This is a genomic window from Streptococcus suis (assembly GCA_022354845.1).
GTDB classification, from domain to species: domain Bacteria; phylum Bacillota; class Bacilli; order Lactobacillales; family Streptococcaceae; genus Streptococcus; species Streptococcus suis_AA.
This window is the reverse complement of record CP031970.1, coordinates 1,260,054-1,285,220: the sequence shown is the minus strand read 5'-3', so window position 1 is coordinate 1,285,220 and position 25,167 is coordinate 1,260,054. Positions and strand designations below refer to the sequence as shown.

Below are 25,167 nucleotides of genomic sequence, written 5' to 3'. Positions count from 1 at the left end.
CCGCCTTTTTAGGTAAAAATAAATGGTATTTAGCGTACGTACTTTTAATAATATCAACCAAGTTGGCCTGAAAGAATTGGGCAATAAATTCCAGATTGATGGAGATCATGCAAATAATCCTGATGCCTTTATTATTCGTTCTGAAAACTTGCATGGATTTGATTTTCCTGAAAATCTTAAAGCGATTGCTCGTGCAGGTGCTGGAACCAACAATATTCCAATTGAAGAAGCAACTGAGAAGGGAATTGTGGTTTTCAACACTCCTGGTGCCAATGCCAATGCGGTAAAAGAAGCAGTTATTGCTTCCATCCTCTTGTCAGCTCGTGACTATATCGGTGCGACTGCATGGGCTAACACCCTTTCAGGAGACGATGTGCCAAAGCAAGTTGAAGCAGGTAAGAAACAATTTGCAGGAACAGAGATTTCAGGAAAAACCTTGGGTGTCATCGGCTTGGGTGCAATTGGTGCCCGTATTGCTAATGATGCACGTCGTTTGGGAATGAATGTTCTTGGTTATGATCCCTATGTGTCTGTTGAAACAGCTTGGACGATTTCAAGCCATGTCAAACGTGTGGATGATTTAAAGGAAATTTTCACCAACGCCGATTACATTACTGTTCATGTACCATTGACAGATAAGACTCGCGGACTTTTCAATTCAGATAGTTTTGGACAGATGAAAAAAGGAACAACCCTCATTAATTTTGCTCGTGGCGAATTGGTTGTCAATGCAGACCTTTTCGAGGCAATTGAAGCGGGTGTGATTAAGAAGTATATTACCGACTTCGGTACTGAGGAAGCTCTCAACAAAGAAAACATTATCGTCTTTCCACACGTTGGTGGATCAACAGAAGAGGCTGAACTGAATTGTGCTATTGCTGCTGGTCAGACCATTCGTCGTTTTATGGAAACTGGTGAAATCATTAATTCAGTTAACTTCCCGAATATGAAACAGTTCTTGGATGCACCGTACCGTATTACCTTGATCAATAAAAATGTGCCAAATATTGTTGCAAATATTACAACGGCTGTATCTGAATTGGAGATTAACATCGATAACATCATTAACCGATCTAAAGGTGATTACGCCTATACATTGTTGGATTTAGATGAATCTGATGAAACAAAAATTGCTAAATTGGTCGAAAAATTCAAGGCGACAGATGCGATTACAAAAGTGCGTGTAATTAAACATAAATAATGCTATATAAGCAAATCTATAAGAGTCCCTTAGGCTCAATTTCCCTTATTGCTAGTGATAAAGGCTTGATAGGCGCATGGTTTGAGGGACAGAAGTATTATGAAAAAGGAGTGACGGAAGAGGTATCTGTCACTTCTCATCATGTCTTAGAGCAAGCATGTGACTTGTTAACAAGCTATTTTTCTGGGGAAAATCCAGATTTTAGTCCCTTGCCACTTGATCTAAGAGGGACAGCATTTCAGTTAAGAGTTTGGAAGATATTGCAAGAAATTCCTGCAGGTCAAACGACTACTTATGGGCAAATTGCCAAGGAACTTGGTATTCAATCAGGTCAGGCGATTGGTGGCGCGGTTGGTCGTAATCCCCTATCCATTATTATTCCATGCCATAGAGTATTGAGTGGGGATGGAAAATTGACAGGTTATGCTGGCGGTCTGGACAAGAAAATCTGGCTCTTGCAACATGAAATTCCAGGATTTGAGGTTAAGAAATGATTTTATTTTATGAATACCCAAAATGTTCTACTTGTCGTGCAGCTAAGGCTGAGTTAATCAAATTAGGTGTGGAATTCGAAGCGATTGATATCAAAACGACCCCACCAAGTGCAAGTCAATTGAAAGACTGGATGGAGGCGACAGGATTTGAATTGAAAAAATACTTCAATACCTCCGGAAATAGCTATCGCGAGTTAGGTTTGAAGGATAAATTTGACAGTCTGACTTTAGAAGATGCACTTGGTTTACTAGCAAATGATGGTATGCTTATCAAACGCCCTTTGTTGATCAAAGACGGTAAAATTCTACAAATTGGTTACCGAACCAAATATGAAAATCTCGACCTTTGAAAGATCGAGATTTTTTTATAATGCGTATTCGACGGAAATGTATTCGTGCTTCTTCTTTAGTAAATAGATCATTTGCTGCTTATCTTCGAGCAGTTTTCTCACAATTTCATGTTGAACATTGTGCAGGTTAATCTTTACTCTTATATTTATTCCCTGCTTGAAAATATGTATTTCAATATTGTCCGTATGGTCATCTAAATAGGTTTCTAAAATTTGATAAATGGAATCGTGAATTTCGGGTGCTTGTATGGTTCCATTTGCTAATTCTTTAAAGGAAACAACCAGCCCATCCCATGGTTCTTTAAAGGAAATGAGAGCTAGTACCACAGTTAGGAAAAAGTCCCCTGTGTAATGTAAAAAACCGAGTGGGCTGCTGATTGGGATGAAGTGAAGAAGAATGACAGCCAAACCGATGGCTCCTGAAATAAGTCCATCAACTAAATTTCCCTTAGACTCTGCTTGGATAATGATGGACATGTGGTTTAATCTTGCACTCATGTGGCGATTATAGAAATAGAGTCCCATACAAACAAGGAACATGGTTATTGTGTAGGGAACAACTGGGCCGGTGGTCATTGTATGACCAATCCCGTTGACGAAATAGGCAAAAGCAGTAGCACTTGTTTCTAATACTGCAAATAATAATAATAGCAGGGTTGCGAGTGATTTCATAATGGCATATAGAGGTTCTAAAAAGTAGAGTCCCTGTGGAAAAGTAGTTGTTTTCCGATGGCTATTTTTTGAAATATAAAAGGCCACCATGGAGGAAACAAAAGCAATGAGTGAAAAGACACCATCTAAGAGCAGTGCATTTAATCCTGTCATGATGTACACAGCAAGACCCGCTGTTCCGCTCAATCCATTTACGATTGAGGACACGATAAGAGATTTTCTTTCGATTTTTTTATGATTCATAACTCCTCCTTTACTAGTTTATATATATATTATACCATACTTCGCAACCGTTTACAAATCTGTAGATTTTAAAAACCTAGCTTTTGCTAGGTTTGTAAGGGGATTAAACGTTAATTTCCATCACAATTGGTGTATGGTCTTGACGAGCACCAGAATCAATCATGTACGATTTGGTAACCTTATCAGCTACTCGGTCACTAACTAGCCAGTAATCAATTCTCCAGCCAGTATTGTTAATTTTACTGGTACGGCTACGTTGTGCCCACCAAGTATAGGCGTTAAGAACATCACCATGCAAATGACGGAAGGTATCTGTAAAACCATGGGCTAATAGATTTGTAAAGCCTTGACGTTCTTCATCTGTAAAACCTGGGGACTGACGATTGCTTGCTGGATTTGCAAGGTCGATTTCCTTATGCGCAACGTTGTAATCGCCTGTTGCGAGAACAGGTTTTTGGCGATCTAGTTGTGAAAGGTAGGCAGCATATTGAAGGTCCCAAATTTGGCGGTCAGCCAATCTCTTCAAACCATCGCCTGCATTTGGTGTATAGACCTGTGTAACAAAAAAGTCATCAAACTCAAGCGTGATGATGCGCCCCTCAGCATCCATGGTGGTTGGTGCCCCAATCTCAGGGAATGTTATCGTAGGAGTGAGGTGGTTCTTATAGAGAAAGAGTGTTCCTGCATAACCTTTGCGAGCGGGCTCCACTGATGAGCGCCAAGTATTGAAATAGTCAGGGAAATAGGATTTTAATATTTCGAGATGCTTCTTAGTAGGTCCTTTATCAGATAGCTTGGTTTCCTGAATTGCAATGATGTCAGCGTCCTCTGCTACAAGAGTTTCGATGACGGCGCGTGACAGCAATGCACGAGGAGATTCAGCTGTAAGAGCGGCATTTAGGGAATCAATGTTCCAAGAAATAAGTTTCATATGGTTCCTTTTCTAGTTTGTTCTGACTAATATTATATCAAAAATACTGACTCCGAGCGAATAGGGAGTTTGGAAATATGTTTTAGTTACTTGTATGCAAATACCAAAACTATGTTATAATATAACCAATAAATTAATGTTTGTGGAGGTATATATGAAAAGAATATTGATTGGTTTTGTCTGGCTTGCTCTCATTTTGGAAATCCTTGTTTACTATTGGTTTCAGCTACCAGCTTTCAATTTTCTGAGTCTAGAATTTTGGTTTTTCATACTTCAGTCTTTTGGCTTGCTGTGGATTGTACTCGCAACCACTAGCAAAATTAGTCCGATTCGGAAAGTTACCAAGGTTTCAGGTCGTAATCGTCAAGTGGAGTCTTACCAATTTTCGTCGGGGAAATTGCCGACCTATCTCAGTTGGTTGGGCCGTGTTTGGGTTGTATTTGTTTTGCTGATTATAGTTCTAGGGATCATCAATTCTCATATTTTTCGTGCGAAAGATTATGCTTCAGTAGTGACTGTGGAAGAAGCGGATTTTAAGACAGATTTTCCTGAGACAGATATTTCAAAATTGGCACTTTTAGATCGTGCGTCGGCTGAAAAGATTGGTGATACCTATCTGGGTACCATCGATAAGGTTTCACAGTTTGGTATTTCGAATGATTACCGCCAAATTACAATCGGACAGCAACCGTTTCGTGTGTCTCCATTGGAGTATAAGAGTTTTTGGAAATGGCTGAGCAATCACCAAGATGGTATTGGCTACTATGTAAAAGTTAATCAGACGACAGGTAAGGCAGAACTTGCCAAGTTGAACGAAGCCATGCATTACTCTGATTCTGAGTTTTTACTTAATGATACTCTGCGACATCTTCGTCTCCAGTACCCAACAACTATTTTTGGTAAGCCTTCGTTTGAAGTGGATGACAAAGGGAATCCCTACTATATTGCAACGATATACGAGCCAAAATTTGGACTGTCCTCACATGATCCAATTGGTGCTATTGTGTTAGATGCAGCTACAGGAGAAAGTAAGAAGTATCGTCTTGAAGAGATTCCTGAATGGGTGGACCGAGTTTATTCTGCTGAAAATGTCATCAGTCGTGTTGATGATCATTACACCTACCAGAATGGTTTTTGGAATACCATTTTCAGCCAAACAGGTGTGAAAAATACTACGGACAGTTATAATTATATTTCCATCGGTTCAGATATTTATCTCTATACCGGTATTACCTCAGCGACAGCGGACTCATCAAACCTTGGTTTTATCCTAGTCAATATGCGTACTCGTGAAATTACTAATTACAAATTGGCTTCGGCAACAGAGTCAGCTGCTCAAGAGTCAGCAGAAGGGGAAGTGCAGGAAAAAGGCTACAAAGCAACCGCTCCAAGTTTAGTCAAATTAGCGGATACAGCTTACTATTTGGTATCCCTAAAAGATGATGCTGGTTTGGTTAAATCTTATGCATTGGTAGATGCAGAAGATTACCAACAAGTCACAGTGAACAATGAAGTGGCCAGCTTAATTTCACAAGTTACTGGTAGGGATGCTTCTAGTCTAGCTGGACTTGCAACTACGACAAATGGAGATTCGAGTCAACCTACTGAAGTGGTAACGGGCAAGGTGGAAGCAGTTGCCAGCCAAATGATCGGTGGGTCAACGGTATATTATATCCAATCGGAAGGCAAGATTTATAAGGTTAAGGCTACTGAAGACAGTACAGACCAGTTGCCATTTATCAAGGTAGGCGATCAGTTTACTGGTCAATTGGATAAAAAGAATTACTTGCAACAGGTTGTCATCAATCCTGAATAAGAAGAAGTGGAAGTTTGTCTGATGATGTCAGACAAACTTCCACTTTTTTTATTTTCGTGCGAAATGCTGGTTTTTATTGTATAATCGAGTGTTGTGATTTTTTCTAGTGATACTCAATGAAAACGTGTACCTAGGATGATAACTTATCAACAATCTATGGTTTAGGAGTTGTTTATGAATCTGTTGAGGAAAAAACAGGTAGGGGAGCGTAGTAATCAAATGCGGCGTCACTTGAGTTTGGTTGATTTGATCTTTTTAGGGATTGGTTCAATGGTGGGAACAGGTATTTTTACAGTGACGGGTTTGGCTGCTGCCCAATATGCTGGTCCTGCCTTAATTATTTCTATCGTCATAGCAGCAATTTCAGTTGGTTTGACAGCATTATTCTATGCTGAATTTGCCTCACGAATACCTACGAACGGCGGAGCTTATGGGTATCTCTACACGGTTTTCGGAGAATTTCCTGCTTGGATTGCTGGTTGGCTGACCATTATGGAGTTCTTGACAGCTGTTTCGAGTGTTGCATCGGGATGGGGTGCATATTTGAAAGGACTCTTAGCTCATTTTGGTATTTCAATGCCAACTGCATTGAATGGTACCTTCGACCCTGCTGCGGGTACTTATGTAGACCTTTTACCAGTTCTGGTCTTGTTTTTCGTAATAGGGGTTGTTTTACTAAATTCTAAGGCGGCACTTCGTTTTAATTCAGCCTTAGTTATCTTAAAATTCTCTGCCTTGGTCTTGTTTGTGATTGCTGGTATGTTCTTTATCAAACCGTCCAATTGGGCTGATTTTGCGCCCTTTGGGTTTGGAGCGATTTACGGTGGCCAAGCAGGTATAATGGCAGGAGCTTCTCTCATGTTCTTTGCCTTTCTTGGCTTTGAATCCATTTCGCTAGCTATAGATGAGGTAAAAACACCTGAAAAGAATGTGCCAAAGGGAATCGTCTTATCCCTCTTCATTGTCACAATATTGTACATTATAGTGACATTAGTCTTAACAGGAATGGTGCATTATTCTAAGTTGAATGTGGCAGATGCGGTTGCTTTTGCTTTGCGAGAGGTTGGTTTAGGTTGGGCAGCAAGCTATATTTCTGTTGTGGCCATTCTGACCTTGATTACAGTATGCATCTCGATGACTTATGCTCTCTCACGGATGGTGTATTCGATTAGTCGCGATGGATTATTGCCGAAATCCTTGAGTCAATTGACCAAAACCAGTAAGGTTCCTAAGAATGCGACGATACTGGTTGGAATATTTGCGGCGATCTGTGCGGGTATTTTCCCCTTAGCAACCATTGCTTCCTTTCTGAATATTTGTACCTTAGCCTATTTGATGATGTTAGCAGTCGGAATCATTCGTCTTAGACAAATAGATGGGTTGCCAAAAGAAGGTCAGTTTAAAACACCGCTGGTACCCTTATTGCCTATTTTATCAATTCTGATTTGTCTTTCCTTTATGTTCCAATACAGTCTTGATACTTGGTTAGCTTTTGGAATTGCCTTAGTAATTGGTATGTTCATTTATTTCTTCTATGGCTATGGTCATTCTGAAGCAAAATAATGTTTATCTCTTCTTTATTTGAAGGGATTTTTTCTACAATTTTTTTATAGAAATACTAGAAAGTTAAAAAATAAGATAGTATAATATATTTAATGAGAGACACAAATATGGAAGGAGAAGTGCGATGTCAAATCGAGACATTCGTGCTAAAGCAACAGCCATTCGTGAAAGTACGGATGGGATGATGACCTTATTTTTAGCACCTGTTCTCATTATGGTTCTATCAGATGTTTTAGATCGGATGTGGGGACAGGCAGGTATTGTTTTATGGGGAAATACTTTTGTGAAAAATGGTGTGACACGCACTATTCATTATATTTCACTTGGTCCGTCACCCTTCTTTGATTTCTTAGTACAATGCTTGCTTGTAACAGCTTATTTTCAATTGATTAGGGTGGTCCGTAATGAGAAAAGTATCGTTTCGTTCAAAGATTGCTTTTCTCTGCTTGATGGTAAAAATTTTTTACCGATTGTAGTGACTATTTTATTGAAACAAATTTTTCTCTATGTTGCTGCATTTCCAACTACAGTCGGAGTTGCATTGATATTACTTTCCTTTTATAATTCAATTTTTATTCTTGAAGCGCCTGTTGGATATTCTCCAGATTTTTCGAGCCTTTTCAATTCGACAAATTTGTATTTGGGCCTCATACTTATGCTAGTTGGGATTGTTTTGAATTTATATATTAATTATGGGCTCAGTCAGGTCTCCTTTTTGCTATATGACTATTTGGATAAGGATATGTACACATCACCTTTCAAGATATTTAAACAAAGTTGGCAATTGATGAGTGGGAATAAATGGCGTCGATTCTTGTTAGATCTTTCTTTTATTGGCTGGTTTATTGGCGTCATCTTGACGTTAGGACTCCTAGGGCTCTATGTATTCCCTTATTATTGGACCTGTCAAGCGCTGTTTTATGAAGATTTAATAGCTAAGAATCCTTTGGTTTTTTCCGATGAAAAAACACTCGTTACCTCAACCCCTACTTAAGTTGTGAGTGTCACAAGCACTTTAATCGATAAACCGCAGCGAATCCCTTTAAATCGAAGGGATTTTAGCATGTTTCGATAGAAATTAATGGAAAACAGATGAAAAAAGTAATATACTATAGTTAAAAGTGCGTGTTTATCAAATACGTAGTAGTGTATAGAACGATGATTTCCAATATGAAAACAGATGCATAAGGAACGAAAATGGAAGGGAGATGGAAATGACGACGAACAATATCGTATCTAGAGCGATGGCTATTCGTGAGCGAACCAAGGGGACAACGATCCTGTTCTTACCATCCATTTTGCTAGCTATATGCTATGCCTTATCAACGACTATTTTTCGTCTATTTACTTTTCTGAGTCTACGACAAGATAGTGCATTGGTAGAGAGTCGCTTAGTTTCATCTGTTACATTAGCTTATTTTTCTCGTGAAGGAATCCGTCTTTTATTACAGCTTTTGATCGGGCTTGCTTGTTTTCATCTGCTGGAATTATTCAGAGGTGATAGACAGGAAGTTACTCTGAAAGATTACTTTTCACTACTCAAATCGGATTGGGCAAAACCTATTTGCATGACCTTACTCTTTCAGTATTTGATTCTCATGGTAGCAGGTGTACCCGCCACGATAGGTTCCACCTTATGGCTTAGCGGTCTTACTATGAGGAGCTTGATGGTGCTTTCTCCTGGGGCAATGGCAGAGCTGGCTTCTCATCAGCCTGATCAATTGATGGCTAGAGGAGCGATTCTATTTATAGTTGGCATCGTCTTGTATTTTCTTGTTTACTATGCCTATTCTCAGACTGTTTTTGTCCTGTTTGATCATTTAGATAATGCAAGTTACACCAACCCACTGAATGTATTAAGAGAGAGTCGTCTCTTAATGAAAGGAAACTATTGGCAACGAATTCGTCTAGATCTATCGTTTCTAGGCTGGTTTGTCGGTGAATTGGTAACTTTACATTTGTTGTCTATTTTTGTTCAACCATATTACCATATAGCTAGGACAATTTTTTACGAAGCTATAAAAGCAAAAATAAAGACTGTTAGCGAGTGAATCGTCAACAGTCTTTTGTTGTTTATAAGGATTTTCTTTTATGTTTATAATAGAGGTCATAGACAAGCCAAGCTATCATTCCACTTTGAACAAACAAGCTAATTACAGAACCTTCGACCCCGAAATCACCGCCAGATAGCCATTCAGGTCCTGTGATACCAACTTGTATAAAGGCATGTCCAGCTTGTGTACCGCTAACTGGGAATGCAAAGACATTTCCTTGGAAACAATTCCAGGCAGCATGCAAGCCACCAATTGTCCAAATATTACCTGTTTTGAGCATCATCAAACAGGTTAAAACACCAAACAATGTGAGATCCAAAAGCGGTATGAGTGAGATAGCATGGTTTCCTAAATGAAGAAATGTGAAAAAGAGCGAGGAAATGAGGATACCAACAGGAATAGTGTGTTTGGCTGAAAGTGATGAAAACATCCATCCTCTTGATAATACCTCTTCTGTTGTACCTTGGATTGACCAAGCTAGGATTAGTATAAAGAATTCTCCGAGTAATTTTATAGAGAACTGGGTGCTAGTAAATTCAATCGCACCCATTCCCCACATGATGAGTGTACACGTGGTCAACATTGTAGCTCCGATTCCCCAACCGAGTAGAAAATCTTTTCCAGCACCTTTTTTAGTAAACCCGAGTCCTAACCACGGGCTTTTTTCAACACAGCGAGACCAGAGAATCACAACCAAACTAATAAATATAAAAGCAAATAAATCTAAGCTAAGCGAAAGAAATGGACTGTTATCATACGGAATAAATGGAATGATCGGAGCATACACAATTAATCCAAGCATTTCCCCTACAATCAACAAAATCATCCCCATTAATGGTGAAGTAAACGCATTAAGGTTAAACGCTGATTTAGCTTTTTCTTTGATAAACTCTGTTTTCATATATGGTCCACCTCACAGATGCTTTACTAGTTTACTATTTTACCATATTAATTTAGAATATTCTAGGCTTATTTTTATGTAAAAGATTGAACGTTTCAAAATAATACACGGAGAATGGTAAAATTCAAACAAAAAATCCACAGTAAAACCTGTGGAAAATATGGTAAAATTGAACAGTAGAAAAGTGCTCCTCTATCCATGAATGGATGTAGGAGAAAGACGGTGGTTACTTTCTAAGTGAGAGGCTAACCTAAACTTGATGGCAAGTAAACTTGCTCATCAAGTAACGACAAATCCTAAGCGATTTGTCTAAGGTTCGCACTAGTTCAATTTTTGAAAAATATCGTTTCAAAAATTGAACGTCGGAGGCTGAGTTATCAACATTTGAAGTGGTACAAACGCTATTGAGTTTTGGTGGTTTCACCATCGCCTTAGTAGGTTTGTGCTATAAAATCTTCAAAGATTACAAAAAATAATCCGTCCCCATTTTTGAGCGAGTAGGACGGAGTATTTCCGTAGTATGAGCCACCGTCTTTATAATGCTCAAACAGTCTGCGAGACTGTTTGAGGTCGTTTCCCCCAAAAAACAGAAGGAAACGAACATGGCGGATTGAGTTGGCGCTCAATCCCTTTTTCAAACTTATTATACAATAAACTAAAATTGTTTGACAATTTTTTATCTACATCATCAAAAAAGTGTTACTCCCGAGTTTATCAGTTAAAAAACAAAAAAGCTCTCTAAACGCTGTCAAATCAACGTTTTGGGAGATTTTTTGAGTTATAAATTGTGTTGTGTATGCAGTTTTTCCCTAACTTTTGAATATCTTCATATCTGACAGTTCGACGATCCCAAGTGATTCCTAATAAATGAAGTAACTCACTTGCTTCATGGTTCTGCTTGACTCTATATATATCCCTTGTCCCATATCTGCAGCTAACATACTGACTAAGCCTTTAACCAATCTAGTAGGCCTCATTTTCTTACCGACAATGTAATAATGCGAATCATCAAAAATTTGATAAAGCACTTTAAAAAACTAGTATACGATGTTTTTCTATCTAGACATAAATAAGATGATTTCCAATTCTATTTTAGATTCTAGAAAATAAACCTCAACTTTCGCAAATCCTTGTATGAAGCAATTTGCAATTATATTAGCCCCAAAAGAAAGATTCAGTTTTATCAAACGTCGAAGTTCAATCGAAAATAACAGATGAGAATACTTATGAAGACTGGCTAATAAAAAGTATAGTGGAGCTTAACAAGGCCAAGCGCGACTGGATAGAAGACATACTTTCAAGGTATGGAGACTTGGATGAGGTTGCGACATGTCAGAGACAGATAAGTGAAGTTGATAAAGAAGGTGGTAGAAAGATTCTTAACCCTTATCGAAATATGTTATTAGATATTGAAAAGCTTACAGATTCGGATCAGAAAAACTATTATTTGGATTCTCATCAAGAAATAATTTCTGATTTGGAAGATATTTTTCCACAACCTCATATCGAATAAAGTAAAACGGAAGCAGCTGTTCAAAACTGTTTCCGTTTTTTCTTTATTCATCAATCGCAAAGACCAGAACCATAATTTGGATAAATGTAAATCCTAAAATAAATGGCAGAGCTGCCCATGAAATAACATCGATCATTTCATTGACAACGACAGTTGGTCGTGTAAAAATGTCCCAGGAATTCAGTCGAGCATAGCGACCAATATGGATTGCAAAACTAGAGAGAAAGGACAGGCCACCAATTATGACTAGGCGGAGCCAATAGGATTTGATGGCAAAGGCGGAGAAGATAAGTCTTAAACTCTCCACACCGCTCATGACCCCAAAGAAAATACTTGGGACATAAAGCATAAATAGAATCATACTTTCTCGTTGCCATAGAACTGTGTTGGCAAAGTGTATATGAACAATATCTGTCACCATGTAAAATGTATTTGGATAAAAGAAAAGCCAAAGGACAGCGGTGATGAATTTGATGAATCCGTTTTTAGAAAAATGGGTCAGAATGGCAAAATCTAATGAAACCAAGGCCAAAAACATATTCCAAGTTAAATCAGGTGCCTTGATACCGTAACGATAGAGTCCAGCAGCGATAACAATGAAGAAAAGGTGGATAAGATAATTTTTCTTAGTAAACATAGCATACCTCTTTCTATTTGGATTACAGTATAGTATAGCATGATGGAAGAAGAATAACAATGAGAACCATTTTGTGATTTAGCTGAAAATATGATAAAATGAAGTATTGTCAATAACAGAGTTTCATTTGCTCTGAATTTGAAAGGAAAAAAAGCATGACAAAAACACCGTTTTATATCACCACACCGATTTATTATCCGTCTGGAAAACTCCATATCGGTTCAGCTTACACGACCATTGCCTGCGATGTATTGGCTCGTTACAAACGCCTTATGGGGCATGATGTCTATTATTTAACAGGTCTTGATGAGCATGGTCAAAAGATTGAAGAAAAGGCAAAAGATGCTGGATTAACTCCACAAGCTTATGTAGATGGCATGGCGGTCGGCGTGAAAGAACTTTGGAAACTTCTTGATATTTCATATGATAAGTTTATTCGCACAACAGACGATTACCATGAACAAGTGGTGGCAGATGTTTTTGAAAAATTGCTGGCTCAAGATGATATTTACTTGGGTGAATATTCTGGTTGGTACTCTGTATCAGACGAAGAATTCTTCACTGAAAGCCAATTGGCAGAGGTATTCCGTGATGAAAATGGTAAGGTAATAGGCGGGATTGCTCCAAGTGGACATGAGGTTGCTTGGGTATCAGAAGAATCTTACTTCCTCCGCCTCAGCAAATATCAAGATAAATTGGTTGAATTCTTCAATGCTCACCCAGACTTTATCCAACCTGATGGTCGAATGAATGAAATCATGAAAAACTTCATCGAGCCAGGCTTGGAAGATTTGGCAGTATCCCGTACATCCTTTACATGGGGAGTACCTGTTCCGTCTAATCCAAAACACGTTGTTTACGTATGGATAGATGCTCTGCTTAACTATGCGACTGCTTTGGGCTACGGTCAGGAAGAGACAGCCAACTATGATAAGTTCTGGAATGGAACTGTTTACCACATGGTTGGAAAGGACATTCTTCGCTTCCATTCCATTTACTGGCCAATCATGCTTATGATGTTGGATATGAAGCTGCCAAATCGCTTGGTTGCTCACGGCTGGTTTGTCATGAAAGATGGCAAGATGTCTAAGTCTAAGGGAAATGTTGTTTACCCAGAAATGTTAGTCGAGCGTTACGGCTTGGATCCACTGCGTTACTACCTCATGCGTAGTCTACCAGTCGGTTCTGACGGAACCTTCACGCCAGAAGACTATGTTGGTCGTATCAACTACGAACTGGCCAACGACCTTGGAAACTTGCTCAACCGTACGGTCGCTATGATAAACAAGTATTTTGGTGGTCAGGTGCCAACTTTTGTTGCCGACGTGACTGATTTTGATGCAGACTTGGCGGCAGTAGTAGCTGACAACTTGGCAAGATACCACAAGTATATGGAAGCAGTTGACTATCCACGCGCTTTGGAAGCTGTTTGGAATATCATCTCCCGTACCAACAAGTACATTGATGAAACTGCACCTTGGGTCTTGGCAAAAGAAGAAGCTGACCGCGACAAGTTGGCAGCGGTTATGGCTCACTTGACAGCAGGTCTTCGTGTGGTGGCGCACCTCATTCAACCATTCATGATGACGACGTCTAATGCCATTATGGAACAGCTTGGTTTGGGTAGTGTATTTGACCTTGAAAACCTTGACTTTGCAGGTCTTCCAGCTGGTTTGACAGTGGTCGCAAAAGGCACGCCTATCTTCCCACGACTGGATATGGAAGAGGAGATCGCCTATATCCAAGCCCAAATGGGTGGCAGCTCTGCTATTTCCCAAGAGGAAGAAAAAGAGTGGGACCCAGCTGACGTGGAACTCAAAAATAAGAAAGCTGCGATCAAGTTCGAGGACTTCGACAAGGTAGAAATCCGTGTGGCCGAAGTCAAAGAAGTAGCCAAAGTAGAGGGATCTGACAAGTTGCTCAAGTTCCGTCTGGACGCAGGTGACGGTCAAGACCGCCAAATCCTGTCCGGTATCGCTAAATACTATCCAAATGAGCAGGAGTTGGTCGGTAAGAAAGTCCAAATCGTTGCCAACCTCAAGCCGCGTAAGATGATGGGCTTGCTCAGCCAGGGCATGATCCTCTCAGCCGAACATGGTGACAATTTAACACTCTTAACAGTCAATCCATCTGTGCCAAACGGCAGTCAGATTGGGTAAGATAACTCAAACACTCAGTGAATCTGGGTGTTTTTTTGCGAACTAATTGCGAACTAATATAGAAAGGAGGTACTATGTTAATTGCACTTGATGAAGATGGGCAAGTTTTTAATGTCTTGGAAAATCCTGCGCCACAAGGTCGATATTTTTGTCCAGGTTGTGGAGGCCTAGTCCGGTACAAATCCGGAAAAGTTCTGCGTTCGCACTTTGCCCACGTCACCCTGCGGGACTGCCACTATTTTTCCGAGAATGAGTCCACCCAACATCTGTCCCTCAAGTCTTGTCTGTACAGGTGGTTAGTCAATGCCGAACGAGTTGAACTTGAAAAATGCCTGCAGGAGTTAGGTCAGATAGCGGACTTATTTGTCAATGATTGTTTAGTCATGGAAGTCCAATGTTCCAGTCTGCCGATTTCTCGTTTGCAGCTGAGGACGCAAGCCTATCGTGAGGCTGGTTATCTGGTTCTTTGGTTGCTTGGCAAGGATTTGTGGCTCAAGGAACGACTGACCAATTTGCACAAGCAATTTCTCTCTTTTAGTATGAATATGGGTTTTCACCTCTGGGAATTGGATGAGGAGAAAAAAGAATTGCGGCTCCGTTACCTTATTCATGAAGACTTACGAGGTAAGGTCCACTGTCTGACAAAGGTTTTTCCATTTGGCGAGGGAAATTTATTGGAAATCTTGCGTCAGCCCTTTGCAAAGCAAATCCTATCTAGCATGACTTGTCCTATGGATGAGGATTTGCCTCGCTACATTGCTCAACAGCTTTATTACAAATCCCCCAAATGGCTCGCTCTGCAAGCGGAAGCTTATGGACGTGGAGAAAATCTACTGACCAAGACAGTATTTGACTGGTTTCCCCACATCCGACTGCCCCGCTCTGCCATTGGCTTTGCCCAGATACAGGTAAATTTGAACTCGGTTTACCAGGACTTTGATGGCTATTATGCTAGGGTTAAAGACAAGAGAAATCAAGTCCTTTATCCACCGGTTATTTACCTTAAAAAATAATGCAATCGTTCTCACCTCCCGTTGGAAAGTGGAGCATTTTTATGTTAAAATATGGAATACGGAGGATTTATTATGTCTAAACAACGTCATGAAATTGAAGAAAAATACCAGTGGGATTTGACCACTATTTTTCCAACCGATGAAGCTTGGGAAGAAGAATTAGCTTCATTACAAGCAGAAACAGAAACGGCAAAGGATTTTGCTGGCCACTTGCTTGATTCGGCTAAAAGTCTCTTAGATATTAGTGAAACACAACTCGGTCTCATGCGTCGCATTGAAAAACTCTATGTCTATGCGTCTATGAAGAACGATCAAGATACTCGTGAAGGTAAATACCAGGAATTTCAGGCTAAAGCCATGGGCTTGTATTCGGCCTTTTCACAGGCTTTTGCCTTCTATGAACCTGAATTTATGGCTATTACTGAGGAACAGTTGAAAGCATTCATGGATGAAGAGCCAACTTTGGTGCAGTACAGCCATCAATTTGAAAAACTCTTAGCAACTAAGGACCATGTTTTGTCACAAGAAATTGAAGAAGTATTGGCTGCTACGAGTGAGATTTTCGAATCTCCAGCTGAAACTTTCTCTGTTTTGGATAATGCAAGTATCCTATTCCCTGAAATTGCGGATGAAGAGGGACATTTGGTACCACTTTCTCACGGTAACTACATCCACTTTATGGAGTCTAAAAACCGCGACGTCCGTCAAGAAGCATATGAGGCTATGTACGGAACCTATGAGCAGTTTCAGCATACCTACGCTAAGACTCTGCAGTCAAACATTAAGGTCAATAACCTGAAAGCACGTTTGCGGAAGTACGACTCAGCCCGTCACGCATCTCTTGCAGCCAATTTTATTCCAGAATCTGTTTACGATACATTAGTTGAGGCAGTCAACAAGCACCTTCCGCTCTTGCACCGTTATATCAATTTGCGAAAGAAACTCTTGGGCATTGACGACTTGAAGATGTACGATATGTACACGCCATTGTCAGATTTTAGCACCAAGATTTCCTATGAAGATGCACTCAAAAAATGCCAAGAAACCTTGGGAATCTTCGGTGAGGAGTATTCGGCTATTGTAAAAGAAGCCTATGAGAATCGTTGGATTGACGTCCATGTCAATGAAGGAAAACGCTCAGGAGCATATTCAGGTGGTGCCTACGACACAAACGCCTTCATGCTTCTCAACTGGCAAGATAACTTGGATAACATGTACACCCTTATCCATGAAACAGGACATTCTCTTCATTCCATGTTGACTCGCAAGACACAACCCTATGTCTATGGCCATTATTCACTTTTCTTAGCTGAAATTGCGTCAACAACCAATGAAAATCTTTTGACAGAAAAACTATTGGCAGAAGTAGAAGATGACAAGGAACGCTTTGCTATTCTCAACCATTACCTAGATGGTTTCCGTGGTACAGTCTTCCGCCAGACACAATTTGCCGAGTTTGAACAAGCTATCTATAAGGCAGACCAAGAAGGTCAAGTCTTGACGGCTGATTTCCTCAATGAATTATACGGTCAGACTAACGAAAAATACTACGGACTTTCTGCAGAAGAAAACCCAGAAATCCAGTTTGAGTGGGCTCGCATTCCACACTTCTATTACAATTTCTATGTCTATCAATATGCGACAGGTTTTGCGGCAGCATCAGCTCTCGCAAACAAGATTGTCAATGGTAGTCCAGAAGACAAAGAAAACTATCTCAACTACTTGAAGGCTGGTAGCTCAGATTATTCCCTCAACGTCATTGCAAAAGCTGGTGTAGATATGACCAAGGAAGACTATCTTAACGATGCTTTTAAAGTTTTTGAAGCACGCCTAACTGAATTGGAAGAGCTTGTTGAAAAAGGGGTTACATCTGTAAAATGATTTCCTATAAGCGTTCGATTGTGATACCAGTTGCAGTCAGTATTGGTTTGGTTTTGATTGGAATTGGCTTAATGACAAAGCCGGAACCAGCATTGGTTTCAGGATTGTGTTATTTATTGCTGAGTATTCCGTCAGCATTGTATGCTTATTTCTTGCGCAAACAGGGAGCTGTCTTTGTCTTGAATGAGCAGTATTTAGAATATCAAAGCAAAGCAGGAGGAGACTATCAGCGCCATTCTTTAGATGAGATTGCGGAGATTCGCTACCTTGTTTCTCCTGTCTATCGTGGCTATCAGTCGAAACGTCTGCGAATTGTAGGCAATAAAGGAGCACTACTTGCAGTCGTCAATTTGAATAAGCTTGATGGTGCAGATTTTAATGGTATATACCATTTTGTAGAGCAGGTAGCACCGTATATAAAATGGGACTTTTCAAATTCATAAAGTGGAGGTACTATGTTAACGGAAGAACTGCTACAGGATATTTTTGAACTGGCGGACCTCATGTCAAATGGTGATAGGGAGCTATTTCTCCAGCTTAGAGATGTGGTTTTTGCTAGTGATCCGAATCAGATTTTAAACTCTATTGAACGCATCCTAGAACCAGATTCATTTGATGATTTCTTGGACCGTGTTGGGGAGTCTGAAAAGGAAAATCTTTGGTTAATCTTGATAAAATTACTAGAGCATTTTGATTATATTTGTGTGCGTGATTATAAGGACAATCTTGAAGATTTTATCTACTTTTTTGACCGACTTCATCAAGTCCGCAATGCAGGGATTTCTCTCAAATTGGATTCGGATGGATTAAATCCAGCTGCCTCTATTTCAGAATGGGCAAGAGTCATTGATAGCAAATATCTTGATGAACATTTTTGTCTAGGGGCAGTGGATATTGACACGGATAGTTACTATCTCTTTTTCAGTAAGCAAGCGACTTTTGTTCGACTTCAAGAACTAGCTGGAAATTTAGGGTATCGAATTGATTACGCCAAAAAAATGTAAAGAAAAGGTGGGGAAACCTACCTTTTAGTGTGTTGATGAAGAAAATCTTGTCGGCTTATGATATAATGGATTCTATGGTCGAATCATATAGTAAAAACGCAAATCACAATATGCGCCGTCCTGTCATTAAGGAAGAAATTGTGGACTTTATGCGAACACGTCAGGCGCAAAATACAGGGTTTTTGAAAGAACTGGAAGAGTTTGCTCGTCAAGAAAATATTCCAATTATTCCACATGAAACAGTTGCTTTCTTTCGGATTTTGATGCAAACCTTGCAGCCTCAAGAAATATTAGAAATTGGAACAGCTATTGGTTTTTCAGCGTTATTAATGGCTGAGAACAGTCCCAATTCACACGTTACAACAATCGATCGAAATGAAGAAATGATTGGTTTTGCTAAGGAAAACTTTGCCAAATATGATCAGCGCCAGCAGATTGAATTGCTGGAAGGGGAAGCAATGGATTTGTTACCAACTCTCCCTGATGATACCTATGACTTTGTCTTCATGGACTCTGCTAAGTCTAAATACATTGTCTTTTTACCGGAAGTATTAAAAAAGGTAAAAGTGGGTGGTTTGATTGTTCTTGATGATATTTTTCAGGGTGGTGATATCGCAAAGGACATTAAGGAAGTGCGTAGAGGACAACGAACCATCTACAGGGGTCTACAACGCTTGTTTCAGGCAACCTTAAATCATCAAGATTTGACTGCTAGTTTGGTTTCAATGAGCGATGGATTACTGATGATTCGTAAGAATAGTGCTAATATTACCCTTGAAATAGAAGAAATTTAAGATAATTTAAAGCTTTTGTGTTATAATATAGAGGTTATTGAATAAAAGGAGACAGTTTTTCTATGAAGAAAACTAAAAAATTTTTTGCAGGAGCGGTAACTTTATTGGCTGCTGCAACTTTAGCAGCATGTTCATCAAGTGCCGATAAAGATATCATCACGATGAAAGGTAGCACCATCTCTGTTTCAGAATTTTATGATCAAGTAAAATACAATTCTCAAGCACAGCAGGTTTTGCTTTCTATGATTATTAGTGACGTATTCGAAAAAGAATACGGTGGTAAAGTTTCTGCTCAAGAAGTAGATGATGCATATAATGATATGGCAGAGCAGTATGGTGACTCTTTTGCCTCTGCACTTGCATCAGCTAGTTTGACAGAGGAGACATATAAAGATCAAATCCGTACAAACAAATTGGTTGAATATGCAGTTAAGAAAGCCGCAGAAAAAGAGTTAACGGATGATGCATATAAGAGTGCTTATGAAGCTTATACACCAGAAGTAACTGCTCGTGTTATTAGGTTAGATGATGAGACTAAAGCAAAAGAAGTACTTGCATCTGCACAAGCAGAGGGCGCAGATTTTGCTCAATTAGCGAAAGACAATTCTACTGATACTGATACAAAAGATGATGGTGGAAAAATTACATTTGACTCATCATCTACTACTCTTCCAACTGAAGTACAAACCGCTATCTTCGCCTTGGATGCTGGTCAAGTCGGCGCATCAGTTATATCCGTTTTGGATGCATCAACATATACTACAAGCTACTATGTTGTAAAATTAGAGTCTAAAACTGAGAAATCTGATAACTGGGAAGATTACAAAGACAAATTGAAAGAAATCATTCTTGCTGAAAAACAAGCAGATTCTACTTTTGTCTCTAACGTCATTAAGACTGCTCTCCAAGACGCGAATGTGAAAGTAAAAGACTCAGCATTCCAAAACTTGTTGTCACAATACATCACAACTGAAGAAAGTAGTTCATCTACTGAATCTTCAAGTTCATCTTCATCAACAACTGAATCTAGTTCATCTGGTGAATAATGAACAACATATATTAAGATTAGATACTTGACACCTTAGTTCAGAAAATTGGCGGTTGTTGCGAGCCATCTAAGCCAAGTATTTTGCTACTTAATACTACAATTGAATAGTAGAACCTGAATTCACAGTTTAGCCGATCTTTCTTTCATAAGAAATGCTTTACTACTGAATACTGGTTCTTAAATGAGAATGACAAGTCATTGAATGAAGGTGGTACCGCGGTTCTTCGCCCTTCGTTTGATTTCTTGTTATTTTTTTGAGGTGATTATGAAACAATTTCTAGTGAAACAACGGTTTACGTTTGGCGGTGAAAAATTTAATATCCAAGATAATTTTGGACAATTGGCCTATCAAGTTAAAGGAAGTTTTTTAGAAATTCCGAAACGCTTTACTGTCACCAATGACCAAGGTATTGAAATTTGTCAGATTACGAAAAAAGTATTTTCTTTCCTGCCTCAGTTTACAATTGATATGGCTAATGGCCATTCTTTCTATTTACAAAAGAAATTAACATTTTTTAAAGACCGGTATACGGTCGAAAGTTTAGGTTTGCTTTTAGAAGGCAATATTTGGGACCTTGATTTTCGTTTGAGGACTCCGGATGGTCAACTAGTTGCTGAAATTTCCAAAGAACTTTTTCATTTAACTTCCCATTATTCTGTAACGGTTGTAGATGATGGTTATGCTGATTTAGTTATTTCTTTAGTAGTTGCCATTGACTATGTGGAAATGATGGAAGCTGCATCTAGTTCTTAATAGTTTATCACTGAAAGTTTTTCTAAAAACAAGCAATCTATTGGTGTTGGTTCCTGTTCCCTGGAACCATGTGTGTTTTGAAAACAAATTGAAATTTTTAACAAAGGAATGGTTTGGTTAGGTTATTTTCGAATCAAAGCCAAGCTAAAAACAAATGAAAGGAAACGTTCAGTTCAGCTAGTTAGTTAAATTGAACCCGCCCGGAAGGGTTGCTTCTTTCAATTGCTGACTTCTCAAAATATCTAAATGAAAGGAAAGGGTATCGAGTTTATTCTGAAATGAACTCGGGCTACGGACTTTCACCTCAATTATTACTATATGAAAGGAAAAGTTCAATTTAGATAATTTTCTGAATTGAACCCGAGCTAAAAGCGTCGAGAAAAAAGATAGACCGCCTAGTGCGCTGGCGCACAGCGTTGGTCTCCTATTTTCTTCTCGCTTTCTTAACGCTCTTGGTATCTTAATTATGCATCAATTATCTTCTGCTCAAATCCGTCAAATGTGGTTGGATTTCTGGAAATCTAAGGGTCACGCGGTTGAGCCTTCTGCAAATCTTGTTCCGGTGAATGATCCGACTTTGCTTTGGATTAACTCTGGTGTGGCAACTCTTAAAAAGTATTTTGATGGCTCTGTGATTCCCGATAACCCACGTATCACTAACGCTCAAAAATCAATTCGTACCAACGATATCGAAAATGTTGGTAAAACTGCTCGTCACCATACTATGTTTGAAATGCTTGGGAATTTCTCTATTGGAGATTATTTCCGTGATGAAGCAATTGAATGGGGTTTTGAATTGCTAACTAGCCCGGAATGGTTTGGTTTCCCTAAAGAAAAATTGTACATGACATATTATCCAGACGATAAAGATTCATATAATCGTTGGATTTCACTTGGTGTGGAACCAAGTCACTTGATTCCACTGGAAGACAATTTCTGGGAAATTGGTGCTGGCCCTTCTGGTCCAGATACAGAAATCTTCTTTGACCGTGGTACTGAATTTGACCCTGAGAATATCGGTGTTCGTCTTTTGGAAGAAGATATTGAAAACGACCGTTACATCGAGATTTGGAATATTGTACTTTCACAATTTAACGCTGATCCAGCAGTTCCTCGTTCAGAATATAAAGAATTACCTAATAAAAATATTGATACGGGTGCAGGTTTAGAACGTTTAGCAGCTATTTTCCAAGGAGCTAAAACAAACTTTGAGACTGACCTCTTCTTGCCTATTATTCGTGAAGTTGAAAAACTATCTGGTAAAACATACGATCCAGATGGTGATAACATGAGTTTCAAAGTAATTGCGGACCATATTCGCGCTCTTTCATTTGCCATTGGAGATGGAGCTCTCCCTGGTAATGAGGGACGTGGCTACGTTCTCCGTCGTCTTCTCCGTCGTGCTTCAATGCATGGTCAACGTTTGGGAATTTCTGGACCATTTTTATATAAGTTAGTTGAAATTGTGGGTCACATTATGGAGAGCTACTATCCTGAAGTACTTGAAAAACGTGATTTTATTGAAAAGATTGTAAAACGCGAGGAAGAGACTTTTGCCCGTACTATTGATGCTGGTAGTGGTCACTTAGATCAATTATTGGCTCAGTTAAAAGAGGCAGGGAAGGATACACTTGAAGGTAAGGATATCTTTAAACTGTATGATACTTATGGTTTCCCAGTGGAGTTAACTGAAGAATTGGCTGAAGATGCAGGTTATAAAATTGACCATAAAGGTTTTAAAGCTGCGATGAAAGAGCAACAAGATCGTGCGCGTGCAGCAGTTGTCAAAGGTGGTTCAATGGGAATGCAAAATGAAACATTGGCTGGAATTACAGAATCTTCAACTTTTGTATACGGGCAAACCAAGCTTGACGCGACATTATCTGTAATCATTGCAGAAAATGAGCGTACAGAAGCAGTTTCAGAAGGTCAAGCATTATTAGTATTCAATCAAACGCCATTTTATGCAGAGATGGGTGGTCAGGTTGCCGATCATGGTGTTGTTAAAAATGCCACTGGCGATATTGTTGCGACTGTCCTTGATGTTCAAAAAGCACCAAACGGGCAACCATTGCATAAGGTTGAGCTTCATGCTAGCATTTCACTTGGTCAGGTGTATACACTTGAGCTTGATACAAAACGTCGCAATGGTGTAGAGAAGAACCATACTGCAACTCACTTGCTCCATGCAGCTCTTCACAACATCATTGGTGAACACGCAACACAGGCTGGTTCCTTGAATGAGCAAGACTTCCTACGCTTTGACTTCACTCACTTTGAAGCAGTTACGGCAGAAGAACTTCGTCGCATTGAAGAAGAAGTCAATGAACAAATCTGGAATGCTATTCCTGTTGTAACAGTAGAGACTGATATTGATACTGCTAAAGAAATGGGAGCTATGGCACTCTTTGGCGAAAAATATGGTAAAGAAGTTCGAGTTGTTACAATTGGTGATTATTCTATCGAACTTTGTGGTGGTACACATGTTAGTAATACGTCTGAAATCGGTATCTTCAAGATTTTAAAAGAAGAGGGTATTGGATCAGGTACTCGCCGTATCATTGCAGTAACTGGCCGTGAAGCCTTCTTTGCCTATCGTGACCAAGAAGATGCTTTGAAAGAAGTAGCGGTGACTATCAAATCCCCACAAATCAAGGAAGTACCAAACAAGGTTGCAAGTCTTCAAGAACAAGTTCGTGAATTGCAAAAAGAAAATGCTTCTCTGAAAGAAAAAGCAGCTGCAGCGGCAGCTGGTGATGTATTCAAAGATGTGAAAGAAGCTAACGGAGTTCGCTTTATTGCCAGCCAAGTTCAAGTTTCGGATGCAGGTGCTCTCCGTACTTTTGCGGACAACTGGAAACAAAAAGACTACTCAGATGTATTGGTGCTAGTCGCTTCTATCGGTGACAAGGTCAATGTCCTTGTAGCTAGCAAATCAAGTAATGTACATGCTGGTAATCTTATCAAAGTTCTTGCGCCTATCGTAGCAGGTCGTGGTGGTGGTAAGCCAGACATGGCCATGGCAGGTGGTAGTGATGCTTCTGCAATCCAAACACTCTTAAACAGTGTAGCAGAAAACCTATAATATCTTATTCCAAACTCCATTGGGAGTTTGGTTTTTTCTATGGCTTGTGATACAATGAAGGAAATCCATCAGCAAAAGGGAAAAGGTATGAATTTATTATTTGTAATCGATGATGCTTATGTTGAACAGCTTAAAGTAGTCTTATACTCCATCGTTCATCAGATGCCAAAACAGGCGTTTCAGGTGTTCTTAATGCAGCAGGTTCTTTTGAAAAAGCACTCTGAAATCAAGCGTTTTGTGGAGAATTTGGGAATGACTTATCATCCAATCGTGGTCGGAGAGGATGCTTTTGCAAGTGCTCCTACAACGGACCGTTATCCTCAAACCATTTATTACCGTCTTCTTGCACATGAATTTTTACCAGAAGAAGTGGATAAAGTCCTTTATTTAGATGCGGATTTGATTTGCCTAAATGGTTTTTGGGGGCTTTATGAGATGGAGATGGGGGAGCAGTACTATGTGGCGGCTAGTCATAATGAAGATGGTAAGCTTTTAGATTATGTTAATAAGCTTCGACTGAATAATTTTGAAATGGATTCTTCTTACTTCAATACAGGTGTTCTCTTGATGAACTTAGAAGCTATTCGTTCCCATGTGAAACGAGAAGATATTTTAAACTTTATCAAAAATAATCGTAAGCGATTGTTTTTACCTGATCAGGATGTACTTAATGGTCTTTATGCTGACAAGGTGATCCCGATTCCAGATGAAGTGTACAACTATGATGCACGTTACAGTTTGATTTATCAAATAAAAAGTCAGGGAAAGTGGGACTTGAATTGGGTGATTGACCAGACAGTTTTCTTACATTTTGCTGGTCGAGATAAGCCATGGAATCAAAATTATTTAGGACGTTACTCTGCTCTTTACAAATTTATGTCCAGTTTGACACGTAAGTTTGAAGAAACTCTCTCCTAAATTTGAATTGGTTAACCTAGAAATTTGTTGAATTAGACAAGTGGGAATAGCAAGTCGCACGTCAGGCTGAAATAGTTCACTGAACGCTTTCACTCCCCCTGACTGTTAAAGCCAATCACCCACTGCACTGAAGTGT

The 25,167-nt window shown here is 39.4% G+C and carries 23 protein-coding genes; 19 read left to right on the top strand and 4 right to left on the bottom strand.

All coding sequences use genetic code 11. The features are described from left to right. The first annotated feature begins 22 nt into the window (after positions 1-22). Genes D2A30_06735 through D2A30_06725 form a run of 3 tightly spaced genes read left to right on the top strand, consistent with a single transcriptional unit; the run spans position 23 to position 2,045 of the window. On the top strand, positions 23-1,201 hold the full coding sequence (locus D2A30_06735; protein ULL21290.1) for a phosphoglycerate dehydrogenase: 1,179 nt from the start codon (positions 23-25) through the stop codon (positions 1,199-1,201). Beyond that, positions 1,201-1,695 carry a methylated-DNA--[protein]-cysteine S-methyltransferase gene (locus tag D2A30_06730; protein ID ULL21289.1) on the top strand — a complete coding sequence of 165 codons (495 nt, stop codon included), beginning with the start codon at positions 1,201-1,203 and terminating at the stop codon, positions 1,693-1,695. The genes D2A30_06735 and D2A30_06730 overlap by 1 nt, the downstream gene beginning before the upstream one ends. Beyond that, a complete protein-coding gene (locus tag D2A30_06725) occupies positions 1,692-2,045 on the top strand; it encodes an arsenate reductase family protein (GenBank protein ID ULL21288.1) in 354 nt (117 codons plus the stop codon). Before D2A30_06730 ends, D2A30_06725 begins: the two co-directional genes overlap by 4 nt. A 15-nt stretch (positions 2,046-2,060) precedes the next feature. Here the strand turns inward: D2A30_06725 and D2A30_06720 are convergent, their stop codons facing one another. Then, positions 2,061-2,960: a cation transporter gene (locus tag D2A30_06720; protein ULL21287.1), complete on the bottom strand. Its 900-nt coding sequence runs from the start codon at positions 2,958-2,960 to the stop codon at positions 2,061-2,063. A gap of 103 nt (positions 2,961-3,063) precedes the next feature. Further along, on the bottom strand, positions 3,064-3,891 hold the full coding sequence (gene xth, locus D2A30_06715; GenBank protein ID ULL21286.1) for an exodeoxyribonuclease III: 828 nt from the start codon (positions 3,889-3,891) through the stop codon (positions 3,064-3,066). Positions 3,892-4,045: 154 nt separating this feature from the next. On the opposite strand from xth, the gene D2A30_06710 reads away from it, so the two are divergent. The 4 genes from D2A30_06710 to D2A30_06695 all read left to right on the top strand — a co-directional run bounded on the left by D2A30_06710 (position 4,046) and on the right by D2A30_06695 (position 9,321). Further along, positions 4,046-5,707, top strand: a complete 1,662-nt coding sequence (locus D2A30_06710) for a hypothetical protein (GenBank protein ID ULL21285.1) — start codon at positions 4,046-4,048, stop codon at positions 5,705-5,707. Between the two features lie 174 nt (positions 5,708-5,881). Continuing rightward, complete coding sequence (locus D2A30_06705; GenBank protein ULL21284.1) at positions 5,882-7,270, top strand: amino acid permease; 1,389 nt, start codon at positions 5,882-5,884, stop codon at positions 7,268-7,270. Between the two features lie 124 nt (positions 7,271-7,394). After that, complete coding sequence (locus tag D2A30_06700) at positions 7,395-8,264, top strand: DUF975 family protein (protein ULL21283.1); 870 nt, start codon at positions 7,395-7,397, stop codon at positions 8,262-8,264. A gap of 220 nt (positions 8,265-8,484) precedes the next feature. Beyond that, positions 8,485-9,321, top strand: a complete 837-nt coding sequence (locus D2A30_06695) for a DUF975 family protein (GenBank protein ULL22008.1) — start codon at positions 8,485-8,487, stop codon at positions 9,319-9,321. A 22-nt stretch (positions 9,322-9,343) separates the two neighbouring features. On the opposite strand, the gene D2A30_06690 is transcribed toward D2A30_06695, so the two are convergent. Further along, positions 9,344-10,225, bottom strand: a complete 882-nt coding sequence (locus D2A30_06690; GenBank protein ULL21282.1) for a CPBP family intramembrane metalloprotease — start codon at positions 10,223-10,225, stop codon at positions 9,344-9,346. Positions 10,226-10,614: 389 nt separating this feature from the next. Between D2A30_06690 and D2A30_06685 the strand changes: the two genes are divergently transcribed. Further along, the gene (locus D2A30_06685) at positions 10,615-10,701 is read left to right on the top strand and encodes a putative holin-like toxin (protein ID ULL21281.1); all 87 of its coding nucleotides are present in this window, start codon (positions 10,615-10,617) and stop codon (positions 10,699-10,701) included. A gap of 836 nt (positions 10,702-11,537) precedes the next feature. Further along, positions 11,538-11,738 (top strand): hypothetical protein, encoded by a 201-nt coding sequence (locus tag D2A30_06680; protein ULL21280.1) that lies wholly within the window; start codon positions 11,538-11,540, stop codon positions 11,736-11,738. Positions 11,739-11,781: 43 nt separating this feature from the next. Here D2A30_06680 and D2A30_06675 read toward each other — a convergent pair whose 3' ends face one another. Continuing rightward, a complete protein-coding gene (locus tag D2A30_06675) occupies positions 11,782-12,375 on the bottom strand; it encodes a DUF1361 domain-containing protein (GenBank protein ULL21279.1) in 594 nt (197 codons plus the stop codon). 155 nt (positions 12,376-12,530) lie between these two features. Here D2A30_06675 and D2A30_06670 point away from each other — a divergent pair, with 155 nt between their 5' ends. The 10 genes from D2A30_06670 (at position 12,531) to D2A30_06625 (ending at position 25,031) form a co-directional block, all read left to right on the top strand. After that, positions 12,531-14,534, top strand: a complete 2,004-nt coding sequence (locus D2A30_06670) for a methionine--tRNA ligase (GenBank protein ID ULL21278.1) — start codon at positions 12,531-12,533, stop codon at positions 14,532-14,534. A 74-nt stretch (positions 14,535-14,608) separates the two neighbouring features. Next, complete coding sequence (locus D2A30_06665; GenBank protein ID ULL21277.1) at positions 14,609-15,547, top strand: competence protein CoiA; 939 nt, start codon at positions 14,609-14,611, stop codon at positions 15,545-15,547. A gap of 72 nt (positions 15,548-15,619) precedes the next feature. After that, positions 15,620-17,428, top strand: coding sequence for an oligoendopeptidase F (gene pepF, locus D2A30_06660; GenBank protein ULL21276.1), 1,809 nt, complete (start codon positions 15,620-15,622; stop codon positions 17,426-17,428). Next, on the top strand, positions 17,425-17,871 hold the full coding sequence (locus D2A30_06655; protein ULL21275.1) for a hypothetical protein: 447 nt from the start codon (positions 17,425-17,427) through the stop codon (positions 17,869-17,871). The genes pepF and D2A30_06655 overlap by 4 nt, the downstream gene beginning before the upstream one ends. A gap of 12 nt (positions 17,872-17,883) precedes the next feature. Then, a complete protein-coding gene (locus tag D2A30_06650) occupies positions 17,884-18,432 on the top strand; it encodes a hypothetical protein (GenBank protein ID ULL21274.1) in 549 nt (182 codons plus the stop codon). A gap of 74 nt (positions 18,433-18,506) precedes the next feature. Beyond that, a complete protein-coding gene (locus D2A30_06645) occupies positions 18,507-19,226 on the top strand; it encodes an O-methyltransferase (protein ULL22007.1) in 720 nt (239 codons plus the stop codon). Between the two features lie 62 nt (positions 19,227-19,288). Then, entirely contained in the window at positions 19,289-20,272 is a 984-nt protein-coding gene (gene prsA, locus D2A30_06640) for a foldase PrsA (protein ULL21273.1), read from the top strand. 267 nt (positions 20,273-20,539) lie between these two features. Then, the gene (locus D2A30_06635) at positions 20,540-21,028 is read left to right on the top strand and encodes a UDP-N-acetylenolpyruvoylglucosamine reductase (GenBank protein ULL22006.1); all 489 of its coding nucleotides are present in this window, start codon (positions 20,540-20,542) and stop codon (positions 21,026-21,028) included. Between the two features lie 466 nt (positions 21,029-21,494). Further along, on the top strand, positions 21,495-24,113 hold the full coding sequence (locus D2A30_06630; protein ULL21272.1) for an alanine--tRNA ligase: 2,619 nt from the start codon (positions 21,495-21,497) through the stop codon (positions 24,111-24,113). Positions 24,114-24,200: 87 nt separating this feature from the next. Continuing rightward, on the top strand, positions 24,201-25,031 hold the full coding sequence (locus D2A30_06625) for a glycosyltransferase family 8 protein (protein ID ULL22005.1): 831 nt from the start codon (positions 24,201-24,203) through the stop codon (positions 25,029-25,031). Positions 25,032-25,167 lie beyond the last annotated feature (136 nt).